This window comes from Aquimarina acroporae (assembly GCF_023195925.1).
Classification (GTDB): Bacteria; Bacteroidota; Bacteroidia; order Flavobacteriales; family Flavobacteriaceae; genus Aquimarina; species Aquimarina acroporae.
Genome location: NZ_JALPRE010000006.1, coordinates 153,475 through 169,995, shown reverse-complemented (window position 1 = coordinate 169,995; position 16,521 = coordinate 153,475). Strand labels below are relative to the sequence as shown.

At 35.5% G+C, this 16,521-nt stretch carries 10 protein-coding genes; 5 read left to right on the top strand and 5 right to left on the bottom strand.

Annotated elements, in window-relative coordinates; all coding sequences use genetic code 11:
• Nucleotides 1–7 precede the first annotated feature (7 nt).
• The 5 genes from M0D21_RS09180 to M0D21_RS09160 all read right to left on the bottom strand — a co-directional run bounded on the left by M0D21_RS09180 (nucleotide 8) and on the right by M0D21_RS09160 (nucleotide 9,392).
• Nucleotides 8–1,624, bottom strand: coding sequence for a sodium:solute symporter (locus M0D21_RS09180; RefSeq protein ID WP_248328666.1), 1,617 nt, complete (start codon nucleotides 1,622–1,624; stop codon nucleotides 8–10).
• 4 nt (nucleotides 1,625–1,628) lie between these two features.
• Nucleotides 1,629–2,954: a xylose isomerase gene (gene xylA / locus M0D21_RS09175; RefSeq protein ID WP_248328664.1), complete on the bottom strand. Its 1,326-nt coding sequence runs from the start codon at nucleotides 2,952–2,954 to the stop codon at nucleotides 1,629–1,631.
• A 4-nt stretch (nucleotides 2,955–2,958) separates the two neighbouring features.
• On the bottom strand, nucleotides 2,959–4,446 hold the full coding sequence (locus M0D21_RS09170) for a xylulokinase (protein WP_248328662.1): 1,488 nt from the start codon (nucleotides 4,444–4,446) through the stop codon (nucleotides 2,959–2,961).
• Between the two features lie 220 nt (nucleotides 4,447–4,666).
• Nucleotides 4,667–6,373, bottom strand: a complete 1,707-nt coding sequence (locus tag M0D21_RS09165) for a RagB/SusD family nutrient uptake outer membrane protein (RefSeq protein WP_248328660.1) — start codon at nucleotides 6,371–6,373, stop codon at nucleotides 4,667–4,669.
• A 10-nt stretch (nucleotides 6,374–6,383) separates the two neighbouring features.
• Nucleotides 6,384–9,392, bottom strand: coding sequence for a SusC/RagA family TonB-linked outer membrane protein (locus tag M0D21_RS09160; RefSeq protein ID WP_248328658.1), 3,009 nt, complete (start codon nucleotides 9,390–9,392; stop codon nucleotides 6,384–6,386).
• A gap of 410 nt (nucleotides 9,393–9,802) precedes the next feature.
• On the opposite strand from M0D21_RS09160, the gene M0D21_RS09155 reads away from it, so the two are divergent.
• The 5 genes from M0D21_RS09155 (at nucleotide 9,803) to M0D21_RS09135 (ending at nucleotide 16,516) form a co-directional block, all read left to right on the top strand.
• The gene (locus tag M0D21_RS09155; RefSeq protein ID WP_248328656.1) at nucleotides 9,803–10,663 is read left to right on the top strand and encodes a phosphatidylserine decarboxylase; all 861 of its coding nucleotides are present in this window, start codon (nucleotides 9,803–9,805) and stop codon (nucleotides 10,661–10,663) included.
• Nucleotides 10,664–10,819: 156 nt separating this feature from the next.
• Nucleotides 10,820–11,419 (top strand): TetR/AcrR family transcriptional regulator, encoded by a 600-nt coding sequence (locus M0D21_RS09150; protein WP_248328654.1) that lies wholly within the window; start codon nucleotides 10,820–10,822, stop codon nucleotides 11,417–11,419.
• Nucleotides 11,420–11,659: 240 nt separating this feature from the next.
• Nucleotides 11,660–14,041, top strand: a complete 2,382-nt coding sequence (locus M0D21_RS09145; RefSeq protein ID WP_248328652.1) for an efflux RND transporter permease subunit — start codon at nucleotides 11,660–11,662, stop codon at nucleotides 14,039–14,041.
• A gap of 101 nt (nucleotides 14,042–14,142) precedes the next feature.
• Nucleotides 14,143–14,916, top strand: coding sequence for an outer membrane lipoprotein-sorting protein (locus tag M0D21_RS09140; protein WP_248328650.1), 774 nt, complete (start codon nucleotides 14,143–14,145; stop codon nucleotides 14,914–14,916).
• Between the two features lie 391 nt (nucleotides 14,917–15,307).
• Complete coding sequence (locus tag M0D21_RS09135) at nucleotides 15,308–16,516, top strand: hypothetical protein (RefSeq protein ID WP_248328648.1); 1,209 nt, start codon at nucleotides 15,308–15,310, stop codon at nucleotides 16,514–16,516.
• The last annotated feature ends 5 nt before the right edge of the window (nucleotides 16,517–16,521 follow it).

Genomic DNA, 16,521 nt, shown 5'->3' with positions numbered 1-16,521 from the left:
TTTTTTGTTATCCTACAAAATAGGATAGTATAATGATTACAATGAGTACTAACACTACAGACAACATAATATCTATAGTGGTAAAACTCTTCTTATCTTCTAATTTTTGTTCATCTGTTAACGTCCCAAAAGACAAACCAGTAATAGCGGCATAATTTGGTGGGTTCGTGATTAAACTTACCCCTATACAGAGCATAACTGAAAATATGAACATAAAAATGGCCATATGTGCAAAGTTTATTGTTGCAAATGCATACAAGATACCAGTGAGATCATCTCTGAAAATTTCGGCTATAATTCTCAGTGTAGCTATTCCTAATCCAGAAAACAGGGTTATAATGGCTGCTTTTGCATTTACTCGTTTCCATAATACTCCTAACAAAAATATTGCAGTTATAGGGGGTGCTATATATGACTGCACACTTTGCAAATATTGATACAATACTCCTCCTCCTATTTTTTGCATTATAGGTATCCAAAGTATGCCTAAAACAACCATAACCACAGTAGCTAGCTTTCCCACGTTTAGCAATTTCTTTTCTGGAGTATCGGGTTTTAACTTTTTATAAATATCTATGGTGAAAATTGTAGAACAGGAATTGAACACAGATGCCAAAGAGCTCATTAAGGCTGCCATAAGACCACCCGCAACTAGTCCTTTAAGTCCTACAGGTAATAATGTTTTAACTAATAATGGAAATACTTCATCGGCTTTTTCATAGGTCAAGACACCTTGTTTTGCCAAGGCAAAAGCAATTATACCCGGAATTAAAAAAATAAAAATGGGTAAAATCTTTAAATAGGCACCAAAAATGGCTCCTCGTCTCCCAATTTTAATATTGTTAGCCGCTAAGGCTCTTTGCACAATATATTGGTCTGTACACCAGTACCAAATTCCGACTATAGTTCCTCCAAAGAGCAAGCCTGTCCAAGGAAAGTCAGGATCAGACACAGGTCTCCACATATTAAAATGATCAGAACCTACGGTTTCTTTTAAAGTAGTCCAACCACCAACTTCCTGTAATCCCAGTACTGTTATAATTACAGAACCAGCAATGAGTATTATTGTTTGCAAGGTTTCTGTATAAATTACAGCTTTCATGCCTCCCACAACAGTATACAAACCTGTAAATAAGACAATTCCGATTGCTCCATACCAAAACGGAATCCCTATTAATTCGGAAACCACGATACCACCTGCGTAAATAGTTACAGATACTTTAGTAATTACATATCCAACCAAGGAAAAAAGTGATAAAAACCATCTGGATCTACTATCAAACCTTTTCTCTAAAAATTCAGGCATTGTAAATACTTTACTTCGCACATAAAAAGGAAGAAAAAGCCATCCTAAAACCAGAACTATCCATGCATGCAATTCGTAATGCGCCATTGGCATTCCTGATTCTGCACCAGTACCTGCAAGACCTACAACATGTTCAGAGCCAATATTGGAAGCAAAAATTGATGCACCTATTACGAACCATCCTACATTTCTTCCTGCAAGAAAATAATCCTCAGTATTCTTATTTTTCTGAAGTACAACCCATACTGCTACTCCTATTAAAGCTAAAAAATATAGCCCCAGTACGATCCAATCTTCAAATACCAATATTGACTCCATTCACTTATATGTATTGATTAACGATATTCTCAAACAGCTCTTGTTTGCCACTTTGCAGTGCTAATTCACCATTTTCCAGAGCGATATCATACAAATTTTTAAGGTCTAATTTTCCGTCTTCAAAATCTTTCCCTTTACCACTATCAAAAGATTCATAACGTTTTGCAAGTAACTTTTCATAAGGCGAAGTAGCGATGATACTATTTGCAGTAAGTAATGCTCTTGCAAACGTATCTGCACCTCCTATATGGGCTAGAAAAACATCATCTAAATCTGTTGAATTTCTTCTGATTTTAGCATCAAAATTTACACCTCCACCTTGTAGACCTCCTGCTTTTAAAAAGACTAACATAGCTTCTGTAACCTCTAGAATATTATTAGGAAACTGATCTGTATCCCAACCATTTTGGTAATCACCTCTATTTGCATCTATACTCCCCAGCATTCCTGCTCCTGCAGCCACTTCTAATTCATGCTGAAATGTGTGCTGTGCTAGTGTAGCATGGTTTACTTCTATATTAATTTTAAAGTCTTTATCTAACCCATACTCTTTTAAAAATCCTATTGACGTTGCTGTATCAAAGTCGTATTGATGTTTTGATGGCTCCATGGGTTTGGGCTCAATAAAAAACGTTCCTTTAAACCCTTGGCTTCTTGCGTAATCTTTTGCCATGGTTAAAAAACGTGCCATATGATCCAACTCCCTTTTCATATCGGTATTGAGCAATGACATATACCCTTCTCTTCCTCCCCAGAAAACGTAGTTTTCTCCATCTAGAGCAATAGTTGCATCTAATGCCAATTTCACCTGTCCTCCTGCTCTTGCAAGAACGTTAAAATCAGGATTGGTCGCTGCTCCATTCATATACCTTGGATTTGAAAAGCAATTTGCAGTTCCCCAAAGTAGTTTAACTCCCGACTCCTTCTTCTTTTGCTTGATATAGTCTACAATTGTTGCGAGTCTTTTTTCTGATTCACCAAAAGTCGATGCTTCCTGAATTAAATCATAGTCATGAAAACAGAAATAATCAAACCCCATTTTTGTAATGAATTCAAAAGCTGCATCTGCTTTATCTTTCGCTGCTTGAATAGGGTTTGTAGCTTGATCCCACTCAAATTTTTGAGTTCCGGGACCAAAAGGATCTGCTCCCAACCCACAGAAAGTGTGCCAATAGGCAATGGCAAACTTAAAATGCTCTCGCATTGTTTTACCAGCAACAACTTGATCTGGGTTATAATATTTAAATGCTAATGGATTATCTGATTCTTTTCCTTCAAACTTAATATCACTAATACCTTTAAAGTATTCTTTGTTTCCTAATATGGCCATTCGTTTATCTATTTAATATTCTATTTAATTCTCTTTTCCAGTTTTTGTACGCTTCTTTATAGTCTTCTTGATTTTGAAGGGGGTGATAGGTCATAACATGATCATTTTTGGTAATCATTGTTCCTAAATCCTTAAATGTCCCATCACTTAATCCGGCAGCCCTTGCAGCACCTACTGCTCCTGTAGTATTATAAATCTCAATCTCCTGATTTATTAATGTAGCTACCGTGTTCGAAAAAATCTCAGATCTAAAGAGGTTATCATTTCCAGCTCGTATCACATTAATCTTCGTGTTGTCTTTTCTCAGTATTTCCATTCCATAGACAAAAGAAAAGGCAATACCTTCTAGAGCCCCTCTAAAGATGTGGGATCTATTGTGTTTGTTCAAATTCAAATTGCATATATGAGTACCAAGAGTTCTATTATCAAACATTCTTTCTGCTCCATTACCAAATGGAATGAGCTGTAAATTATTTGATCCTACAGCCACCTTTGAGGCATGAGAATTCATTGTTTGATATGAATTGGTCTCCAGATTAAGATTATTTTTCAACCAGCGATATTGAATTCCTGCTCCATTTATGCATAACAACTTACCAATACGAGGTGTTTTACTATCATGATTTACATGCGCAAAGTTGTTAAGCTTTACTCCTTCTGTAGCTACAAGACTATCTGTCACTGCATAAATCACCCCAGAAGTTCCTCCTGTAGCAGCAACTTCTCCTTCATTTAAAACATTTAAAGACAATGCATTATTTGGTTGATCTCCGGCTCTGTACAAAACGGGAGTCCCCGCTTTTAGGCCACTTTGCTCTGCACCTTTTTGGGATAGTATACCTTGATTTGAAAACGTAGGCACTATATCTGGAATTAATCGATCGTCAATTCCGTAATGTTCTAACAACCAACTCGCAGGTTGATCTGAGTTAAAATCCCATAAGGTCCCTTCTGAAAGTCCAGATTTTGTGGTATTCATAATACCGGTAAATCTATAGGCTATATAATCTCCTGGTAATAAAAACTTATAAACTTTTGCATAGTTTTCTGGCTCATTATCTTTTACCCATTTAAGTTTAGATGCTGTAAAATTAGCTGGAGAGTTTAACAATTGACTCATACAACGTTGCTCTCCCAAATCTTCAAATGCTTTTTCTCCAATAGTTATAGCTCGGCTATCGCACCAAATAATTGAATTTCTAATGAGCTCTCCCTCTTCATCGACAACCACTAAGCCATGCATCTGGTAGGATATTCCTATTCCCTTTACCTGCTCAGCCAAAACAGCTTGTTCTCTTAATAATCGTTTTGAGGCATTACAAACATTTTCCCACCACAATTGAGGGTTTTGTTCTGCCCAATCCTTTTTCGGGGAAATAATATTCATCTCTTCGTTAGGCTCATTGACCGATGCAATACTTTTACCTGTTTCTGCATCTACCAAAGCCGCTTTAATCGAGGAGCTACCTATATCGAATCCTATATAATACATGAAATAATTTCTTTGGAGGTAAAATTTCTACTTATTCTTCGGAAATGGAATTAGTTTTTAAAAAATCCCCGAAACTTAGCTTTATAATTTTCGTAATTCAAGATAATCACTTTATTTCTAGCATCATAACTCACATCTAAAAAGGAGTATTTCTTTGAAATTTCATAGAAATAACTCCTTTTTTAAAATTTACTGAATGACCTAAGCTAATTCAATAATTCTAGTTGTATCCAGGGTTTTGTTGTAAAATCTCCGGACCAACCTGATCAATTTCAGATTGAGGTATTGGTAGCAATTCATCTCTACCGATTACAAATACTTTTTGAAATTGAGTACCTACTCCAATATTATTAAGAACACTCTCTGCATCTCCCCATCTTACCAAGTCGGTATATCGATCCCATCCTTCGGTGGCAAGTTCTCTTCTTCTTTCATCCTTTATTCCTTGTAAAGTATATGCAGGTGCAGCTGGATTACCGGGCCCATATGCTCTATCAATTACTTGTTGGAACGAAGAGTTTCCATCTCCTCCACCTCCCATGATAGAAGCTTCGGCATGCATTAATAATACATCTGCATATCTTATTATCTTTTCATTTAATGGAGAATCAGCAAAGTTTAATGTGTTTTCCTGAACAGAAACAGGAATATGATATTTTCTCATCGTGGCTTTTGAAATCCAAGAAGGCAATACATTGCCAGTGTTATCACAAACTTGCCAAAAGAATCCATAAGTATCTGTACCAAATAACCAATCTCCAGAATTACTTTGGTCTGGAAGTAAGCACTGATCAGATTGATCTATCTGGCAACCACAACTTATCGGTCCTCTTACTCCTCCAGATAAGTCTGTTGCTAAATCTACCGTTTCAGGTGTAATGAATGTTGCATTTTTTCTTTGATCAGAATCGTCATAAAAATCTATTAATTCTTGTCTAGGTACAGCGTTACCAAAGGCGCTATTACCTACTCCACTATTAAATAAAAATCCAAAAAGCTGATGCGTTCCAGAACCTTGGTTAAATATACCTCCCGGAGACTCCCAGTTGTTATAAATTATATTGGCTTCATACCCTACTTCGAATATTGACTCTTTACCGTACTCATTATTCAGGCTAAAGTTATCTGCAAAGTTTTCCTCTAAACTATATCCCAGAGCCATAACTTCTTCAGTATATTCTACTGTCTGATTATACTCTCCTTGGTATAAGTGCGCCTTAGCCAAAAATGCATAAGCCGCTCCACTCGTAGCTCTACCAGGTTGTTCTGGAGAAGCAGGAAGTACTTGTGCTGCAGCTAATAAATCTGGTTCTATTACCTGATCATATACCTCTTGAGCTGTACTTCTTGGGATTTTAAAATCAAAATTAGCATCGGTTATACGTTCAGTGATAATTGGAACACCCCCGAAGTTTTTAACCAATTCAAAATATGCTAATCCTCTTAAAAAACGCGCTTCTGCAATTAATTGTGCTTTGGTAGCTACTGGATCTTCATAGATCTCATCTGGAGACTCTTCAATCACACCAATTGCGGTATTTGCTCTAGAAACAATTGCATACCATTTTCTCCACCATCCTAAAACACTTGGGTTATTTGGTGGTATTGGGTTTTGGTCGAATACTCTACCAGCTACCCAAAAATTGGCCCATTGTGAAAATACGTCATCTGCACGAATTCCTTGAAACATAACAGGAAAGTGGTGCCCTAAATTATTGTTAATCACCTGCCAACGTAAAGGATCATATGTAGCTATTACCAAAGAGGCAATATCATCTTCAGATTGAATTGCGTCTGAGGTTAATGATGTTATCGGTTCTTTCTCCAGGAAATCATCTTCACAGGAAATAGTCATAAAAGTTATAAGCGCTAAACCTAAGATGACTCTTATCGATATATTTTTAAAATTGAAATTGTTATTTTTCATGACGTATTTTTTAGAATTCTAATTGAAAACCGAATAAAAATGTTCTCGGTTGAGGATTGAAGCCTCTATCTATCCCCAGATCTAGAGAGTTTCCAGAAACTTGTTCTCCAATTTCGGGATCTGTTCCATCGTAATCTGTGATTAAGAATAAGTTTTGAGCGGTTCCATATATTCTAAATCTATTTAACCCAATACTCTCTACCCAATTATCCTTTAAGGTATATCCCAGTGTCAATGTTTTCATTTTCAAAAATGAACCATCCTGAACAAAAAAGTCTGACACCTCTGGTGTTACTGCTGCCCCAAGTTGGTTTACAACCCCATTCGTTAGAAATGATTCTTTTCTATTGGTAAAAGCTCCATCTGGTCTTAAAGTAGCATCATAAATGTCATTTCCTTGAGATCCATATAAGAAAGTACTCAAGTCGAACCCTTTATACTCAAAATCCAATGTAATACCATAAGTGAAATCTGGAAGTGGACTACCTATAAATGTTTTATCCGGATTACCATCATTGTCAAAATCTCTGAATACCAAATTTCCATCAGCATCAATACTTTCTACCTCAAAGCCAAAGAAACTTGAAATTGCTTCACCCTCTGTAGTTAATGTAATGGGGTCATTAAAAACGAAAGTGTTTCCTCCTTGTAAAGGCTGACCATTATTCCCAATACTAGTTACTTCATTTTCGTTTAGTGCAAGGTTTGCTCCAATTTGCCATTTGAAACCACTGGCATATTGTTGTCTATATGAAACCAAAAATTCAAAACCTTTGTTTTCTACATCAGCAATGTTGGTTGCTGGAGCAGGAAAACCTGAGAAAACTGGAATTCCTATAGGAATCAATACATCTGAAGATTTCTTAACGTAATAATCGATAGTAACTCCAAGTGCATTGTTAAATGCATTAATATCTAAACCTAAGTTAGTCTGAGCCACTTCTTCCCATTTTACATCTGGATTTTGTAAAAATGCAGGAGTAAGTCCAGGATTTAAGCTCCCTCCAAAATTGGTTCCTGAACCTGCATTTAAAATAGCTGAAAACTGATACGGAGCAATAAAATCACTACCATTAATACCCCAACTACCTCTCAATTTAAGTAAGTCAATAACTTCAGAATCTTGAAGGAAATTTTCTTCAGAAATTACCCATCCTGCAGAGAAAGATGGAAAAATCCCGGTACGATTATCATCTCCAAAATTTGAAGACGAATCTGCTCTTAATGTAGCTTCGAAATTATATTTTTGAGCATAACTATATTGTACTTTCCCGTAAATACCTAACAAATTGTTTTCGGTTTGCACTGGAGGTGCTACCGTGATATTAGATGGATTAGTAATTAGAGCAAAATTTGCTTCATCTAATGTATTAACGAAGAAACCTACACCAGACATTGAGGTGTTTGAAAAGTCCGACTCATATGTTGAAAAACCTGCTAAAGCATTAAGTTTATGATCAGAACTTTCAAAGAAATCGTATCGTATATTGGCATCAAACTGACGTAATACGGTTTCTGTTTGTGTCTCAATTAATGTTCCATTTGGCGAAGCTATTGCTTGCGTTGGAAAGTTAAACGCTGGGAAAAACTGTTTTGTAAATGCATCAGCTTTATAGTGATAATAGGTCCCTTGTAAATTAAATCTATCAAAAATTTCCCAATCTCCTTTTATACTAGCATTGGTTACAGAGGTAGCCGTATTATTATTGTTTAATAAAAGTGCTAATTGTGGGTTTGCCACCGCTCCAAGCGTTGGTAACGTTACTCCATTTACTACGACTGGATTAGTTTGGTTACCAGGGTTAAAGGGAACCGATGGATCATTGGGGTCTGTAACTGGATAAATCGCAGGCATTGCATTTATAAAGTTAATTATTGAAGTTCCTGTTACACCAGCGTTTTCAAGTAAAAAATTACGATCGATATCTGCTAAGTTTGCATTTACCTCTACATTAAAATTATCTCTTATATCAGTTTCAAAATTTAACCTGATGTTCTTTCTCTTGAAGTTAGATTTATTATCTCTTCCTCCTAACATACCATCTTGCTGGAAAACCCCTCCAGAAACTGCATAAGAATATTTCTCTCCTCCGCCTACAACAGAAGCAGCAAGATTACTTATAGGTGTGGTGTCAAATAACTCATCATACCAATCTGTATCTGGTAATGCTGCTATTTCAGCATCGGTAAGAGGTGTTCCTCCATTTAATGTCTGAAACTCATTAAAATATTGAACGTATTGATTCTTATCCATTAAATCCGGCTTTCTTAATAAGGATTGAAAACCCGTATACCCATCAATCGAAACCTTAGGCGAAGCCAAGTTTCTTTTTCCCGACTTTGTTTCAATTAATACTACTCCATTACCTCCTCTAGCACCAAAAATCGAAGCCGAGGCCGCATCTTTCAGTACGCTGAAGCTTTCAATATCGCTAGCATTAATATGATTTAAATTAGGTACTTGCTGCCCATCGATCAAGAATAGAGGTGTCGAAGCTCCTGTAGAACTTGTACCCCTAAGTCTTACAGTCAATGCCGCTCCAGGAGCACCAGAAGTTTGTGTTACTGCTATACCTGGTGCAGTACCTTGAAGTGCAGATTCTGGTAATGCCACTGGAAGCCGTTCAATTTGTTCTGTCGAAATTGTGCTTACAGCAGAAGTTACAGATTTTTTGTTTTGTACCTGTCCATAACCCAAAACGACTACCTCCCCCAAGGCTTCCGTATCCGATAACAATACTACATCGATTACTGTTCTCTCCCCGATTCTTATTTCTTGAGTTTTAAAACTCAAAGAGCTAAAAATCAAAACAGCATCAGCGACAACATCTTCAATGATATATTTACCATCAAAATCTGTTGAAGTTCCGTTCGTGGTTCCCTTAACGATTATGTTTACTCCAGGAATGGGTGTCCCATTTTCCTCAGTAACCGTACCTGAAACACTTTGTGAATACATACTGCTACTCACAACCAAGAAGATTCCGATATAAAGAATCCTTAGTATGGTATTTTTCATACTGACTTTTTTTTGATTATTAAAATTGATTTAGTTTGTTCGTGAAAATTCCGGAATCTAAATTAGACCTTAGGAAAGGCCGTTCAAAAAAACTAGTGCCAATTAGAGACAAATGACATCTTACAAAAAAAGTCTTAAAAATGTTATTTTCTAAAAAAAACACAATCTAAAAACCTTATTATCAAGGTTTTAATGTTTATCTAAAAAAAACAGCTGTAGTTTTCGCAAACGTTTAAGTAAATAGTTTCGTGTTTTCGAATTATAGGATCCAAATTTTGTAAATAGCAAGAATTTGACCTGAAATTTAACATCTATTAATTTATTTAAGAATAATTTGAGGAATATGGTATTGACATCACTTCATAAAGTATCTAAATTCGGATATATTTCATTCATCAATCCAAAAAGCAATGTCAAAAGAGATTCATATTCATAATGTAAGGGAGCCCCAAATTATAATAGAAGATCCAATTCAGCTCAAATTTGCATCTGTCTACGAATTTTTATCATTAACCGTTTGGGGGCGTTTGCCAGGCCAAATACAACGGTGGATTTCAAAATTTTATGCCAAAGTTTTTAATTTGAGTATTTCCAAATACATTATTAAACCCTATTGTAAAATCCATTACAAAGAGTCTAATTATCTAGATCAGTTTGTTCCACCATCGGGAAAAGTGGAATATCAGAACTTTCAGGATTTTTTTATTCGTAAGTTTAAAACGCTACCAAAAGTAAATGCTAAACAAGCCTGGCCATGCGAAGGATTATTATGTGATATCGGATATGTACACGACATTGAACAAACCAATGTGAAAGGAGATATAAGAGAAGTACATCAAATCTTCGGATTATCTAAAAACGAATTTCACAAAGAATACATATTTACGAATGTCTTTTTGCATAATAAGAATTATCACCGAATTCACTCTCCAGTAGATGGAACCATTTCTCGTATACAGCATATCAAAGGGGATTTAGTAATCTTACGCCCATGGTTTTATAAGAACAACCCATCTATACCAGCATTCAGAAACGAACGTATTAATATTGATATAAAAGATAGAAAAAACAGAACCTGGCATTTATCAATAGTTGGAGGACCTGCGGTTGGAACCATAGAACTTCCAAAAGATATAAAGTTAGGTGCTAAAATATCGCTGCTCGATGAACTTGCTCTATTTTATTTAGGTTCTACCTGCTGTATGGTATCCCCCGAAAAGCCAAGGTATCATGTTAAAAATAGTTTGGTTTCTGTGGGCGATATATATTAACTCAAAAGAAGTGCGAACAAACAGAATAAAAAAACCTAAAACTAATTGATTGTCAGAGATTTAAAACATTGACACCTCTGGCTATTAGAAAATTTTAACATTTAAAATTTTGAATAACTAGACGGGTGGTCATATTTTTGCCTGAAAAAGAAAAAGATGTCAAAAACCCTAAAGCACGAAATTAAAGCAGATTACCTTTTAGAAAAAGGTTTGCCTATTATTTGGTCGAAAGGGTATAATGGTACCAGTGTGAATGACATTGTAAAAGCTGCCGAGGTACCTAAAGGTTCTTTTTACTTTTATTTTGATAGTAAAGAAGATTTTGCAATAAAGGCTCTGGAAAAGTATTTTACTATGCAGTGCAGTTCTGCGCTAAAGTTACTACACGATCCTACTGTTTCTTCTCCTAAAGAACGCCTGTTGAACTTTTATGAACACCGTATCGAAGTTTTAAAGGAAGAACTTGAATGTAAAATGGGATGTTTAGGATGTAATTTGAGTAATGAAATGTCTGAACATAACGAAAATATACGAGAAGCGATCCTTTCATTGCATAATAAAGTTAAGAATGAAATTATTGCTGTAGGTTTAGAAGCACAACAACTCAATGAAATTGATCCTAATATTGATATAGAAAGTATGGTATCGTTTCTTGAAGACGCGGGAAAAGGCGCAATGACAACTATGAAGGAGATGAAAAGTGCCGAACCTATTGATAATGTAATGAAAATGACTCGATTATTATTTCTTAAATAATTTTTTTTAGATTTTCATAGACGACTGGTCAATTATTAACAAACTAATAACATAAACCTATTCCACAAATTTTATTTTTGACATATATTTTTCATAGACGACTGGTCAACTTTTAAAAAAGTTAAATACCGTGTCCAAATTATTTTAACCCAAACGTTAAATCACAAATAACTCTAACAACGAAGATCAGAAAGATTATAAATTATTTATAATCGACTGGTCAACTAATAACTCTAAATTATGAATGCACTTAAAAAAGCAAGCAACGTCACTAACGGATTTGCTAAAAAATGGGCTCAATTTGTAATCAGGTACAAATGGCCCGTACTCATTGCGACGATCATTCTATCGATGGGACTTGGCTCTAAAGGAGCAATGGAATTCGATGGTGATTATCATGTATTTTTTAGTAAATCGAACCCTGAACTGGAAGCATTTGATGCTTTACAGGAAAAATACACAAAAGATGATAACATTGTATTGGTATTATCTCCGTCGAACGGAAATATATTTACCAAAGAAAATTTAGTAGCTATAGAAGAACTCACAGCCGAAGCCTGGAATACTCCTTATTCTTCGCGTGTTGATGCTATTACTAATTTTCAACACACCAGTGCTCAAGGTGATGATCTTTACGTAGATGATCTTTCCTATGAATCTTCCTTAAAGACTACATCGGAGATTGAAGAAATCAAGAAAAAAGCACTAAAAGAGCCCTTATTGGTTAATCGCCTTTTGAATGAAAAAGGTAGTGTAACTGCTATTAATGTTACCGTTCGTCTTCCTGGAGAAGATAGCGCCAAAGAAATACCTGAAGTTACAGCCTTTATTAGAAACACAATTTCAGAGTTTCAAGAAAAACACCCAAATTTTCAGGTTCACTCTTCTGGCCTAGTACCATTGAATACGGCGTTTTTTGAATCTTCGATGAGAGATCTTATGCTTACCATGATTATGATGATTATAGTAATCATAACCACTCTTATATTAACCAGAAACTTCTTTAGTACACTAGCAACCCTTGTAGTTGTGATGTTCTCTATTATGAGTGCGGTTGGATTTGTAGGTATCATGGGGATAAAACTTACTCCTCCCTCTTCGGTATTTCCTACTATGATTCTAACACTGGCCGTGGCAGATAGTATTCATATACTAATTACCATGCTACAAAAAATGAGAAAGGACGGTTACACCAAAAAAGAGGCATTAATCGAATCGATGAGACTTAATTTTATGCCAGTTTTTATCACAAGTCTTACTACTGTGATTGGTTTCTTAACTATGAATTTCGGAGATGTTCCCCCATTTTGGGATTTAGGAAACATCACAGCTTTTGGTATGACGATGGCTTTTCTATATTCCACTACCACTTTACCTGCCCTTATGGCAATCCTTCCGGTAAAAACGAAACAGAAAGAAGAAAAGGTACAGGAGAAACTAGACTGGTATACAAATTTAGGTCTTTTTGTAGCGAAACAACCAGCTAGGTTAACTCTAATCTCTTTGGTTGTGATTGGTGGATTAACTTTTTTAGCAACAAAAAACCAGTTTAACGATGAGTTCATCAACTACTTTGATGAAACGGTTCAGTTTAGAAGTGATACCGACTATATTAGTGAAAACTTAACCGGTATTTACAATGTTGAATTTTCTGTTGGAAGCGGCGAAAGTGGAGGTATTAATAATCCCGAATATTTACAAAATCTTAATGATTTTGAAGACTGGTTAAACGAGCAACCCGAAGTGGTACATGTGAATGCATTTAGTGAAGTTGCAAGACGTGTTAACCGCTCTATGCACGGAGATGATGAAACTTATTATCGAGTTCCTAATAACCGAGAAGAGGCTGCACAATATCTCCTCCTATATGAATTATCCCTTCCTTTCGGTCTGGATTTGAACAATCAAATAAATGTAGATAAATCTGAAACTAGAGTTACGGCTACGATTGAAAACGTTTCAAGCGCCGAGATGATCGATTTTTCTAAAAGAGCGGAACTGTGGTTAAAAAATAACACTCCAGAGCCCATGCATGCTATTGGTGTAAGCCCGACACTCATGTTCTCTAAACTAGGTTTTAGACAAGCAGATAGCATGTTCAAAGGAAATATTATCGCACTAATTCTCATTTCACTTGTTCTTATGCTTGCGCTTCGCAATTTTAAACTAGGACTATTGAGTATCATTCCTAATGTAACACCAGTATTGGTAGGCTTTGGATTTTGGGCAATGTATAAAGCACAAATAAATACAGGAATGGTTATCGTATTTGGTATGACTCTGGGGATTATCGTAGACGACACAGTACATTTTATGAGTAAGTTTCTAAGAGCAAAAAGAGAATTAAACTACAATGCAAAACAAGCAGTTATCTATGCTTTTGAGACTGTTGGTAAAGCATTGGTAACTACTACAATAGTGTTGCTTACCGGTTTTGCTGTACTGTCAACCTCTTCATTTGCTTTAAATAGCTACATGGCACGTATTACAGTAATTATAATTCTTGCCGCATTAATCATAGATTTCATCTTGCTACCATCATTACTCATTTTGATTAGTAAGAAAAGTGACAGCAAAGCAAAGGTCACCACATTTCAACCACAAGTACAATTAGATAAATAAACCAAAACTTAAACAAGACAGCAAGGTCCAGATAGATTGGCCCGAGACGAATCGTTTGAATCTTGCTGTTGTTTTTACATTAACATCATAAACATAAAAAAATGAAAAAAGTATTTTTTGCCATTATGGCCATAGCCGGAATTTCATCTCTAGCAGCTCAAAGTGCTGCAGAAAAAGGGTTGCAAATTGCTAAGGCAGCAGAGCAAGCCGATTTAGGATTTGGCAGTTCTACAGTTAAATTAAAAATGACCTTAAAAAATAAAAATGGTCAGACCAGTGAACGCTATCTTGAAACCAGAACTCTGGAACTTACAGAAGACGGAGATAAATCTTTGATTGTTTTTAATAGCCCAAAGGATGTAAAAGGAACTTCAACGCTTACTTTTACACATAAAACCGGATCTGATGATCAATGGTTATTTCTTCCTTCTATTAAACGTGTAAAAAGAATTTCATCCAACAATAAATCAGGCCCATTTGTAGGCAGTGAATTTGCCTACGAGGATCTTTCATCTCAAGAAGTAGAAAAATACACCTACAAGTTTCTAGAGGAAAAAGGGAATTTATTAGTGGTAGAACAAGACCCTGTTGATCCAAAATCAGGGTATACACGTAGAGTTGTAACCTATAATAAAGACAAAGGATATCGATTTGAAAAAGTTGAGTTTTATGACCGTAAAAATGCACTTCTAAAAACACTTACTTACAGCGATTATAAACTATACCAAGGTAAATACTGGAGAGCATTGACCTTTAATATGGTAAATCACCAGAGTAATAAAGAAACCTTACTAAAATTTGAAGAATACAACTTTAATGTAGCATTATCTGATGAAGATTTTACTCAAGTTGCACTTCAAAGGGCGGGTCAGTAGCTCTTAAATTATTCATTATGAAATACACAAGGCTTAGCTTATTATATCCTATTGTTGTTCTATTAGTAAGTGGATTAGTATTACTTATACAGCCTAGCCTTGTGTTTTCAATTTTAAAAAGTAACACAACCTATCGCCCCGAAATAGCAAATTTACTAGGCATGATGTTTATAGGACTAGGGATTATTATACTACTAATATTTTGGTACAAAGCCCAGAATATTTATAAATGGACCATCCCTGTTCGGATATTCTTTTGTATCTGTTCTATCGGTTTTTATTTTTTGTATCAAAATCCTTTTTTCATTATGCTTCTCTTTATTATTCTAATCGGGATATTTATCACAATTCTAGGGATGGTAAAAGATCAAAGGTTGAAAAATACGAATACATGAAAATTGTACACATCTCCTTATTGGTTATTCTTGTACTATCTGGTTTAAACACGTATGCACAAGAAGACAATTCTAAAAAAACTACTCATGATTTTGAAATGGAACTTGAGGCCGAATATCGATACTTTTATGACGATGCTTTATTTGAAGAACAAAAGGATCATTTCCCCTCATTTGCCATACGACCAGAATATGCAATAAGCTGGAATAAAGGTTATGAAAGCATCAATTTTAAAGGTTTTTTTCGCCTTGATGTAGATGAGGAACGTACCCATTGGGACATTAGAGAATTATATTATCAAAAAGCCAAAAACAATTGGGAATTTAGTCTAGGACTTAAAAAAGTATATTGGGGAGTTACAGAAAGTAACCATCTGGTAGACATTATTAATCAAACCGATGCCGTAGAGACTTTCGACGGAGAAGAAAAGTTAGGGCAACCAATGGCTCAATTCACCTGGATCACCCAAAAATTTGGAACATTCGATTTCTTTTATCTCCCTTATCATCGCAAAAGAACGTTTGCAGGAGATAAAGGACGATTGCGCTTTCCTGTGGTTATTGACAAAGAGGATTTAGAATATGAAAGTAGTGCCAAAGAATGGAGGCAAGACTTGGCATTTCGCTGGAAACATTATTTCAATATTCTTGACATAGGGCTATCTTATTTCTATGGAAATGGGAGAGAACCTCTTTTTGCTTTTGATTCTCTAGGAAACATTAATGCATTCTATCCTGTCATTCATCAAGCCGGACTGGATCTACAGATTACCCATGATGCATTTTTATGGAAATTAGAATCTATTTACCGTCATGCTAGTGCACAGGAATTTGTTGCCTTGGTAGCAGGGTTAGAATATACGTTTTCTAATATTGACGGAAACGGATTAGATATAGGATTATTAGGAGAATATCTTTATGACGAACGGGACGAATTAGCGTTGAATGCACTACAAAACGACATTTTCTTAGGGAGTCGTATTGCTTTTAACGACACTCAAGACACTTCCATCCTTATAGGGGGTATTAAAGATTTAGAATCAGATAGCACCATTTTTAGTCTTGAAGCTTCCAGACGTTTTGGAAGTAGTTGGACCGCAGAAATTGAAGCTCGTATTTTTGATAATATTGATGATAACGAAATTATACTTTCAAACTTTAGAGAAGACAGTTTTTTCAGAATTTCGATATCCAAATACTTTTAAAAAGC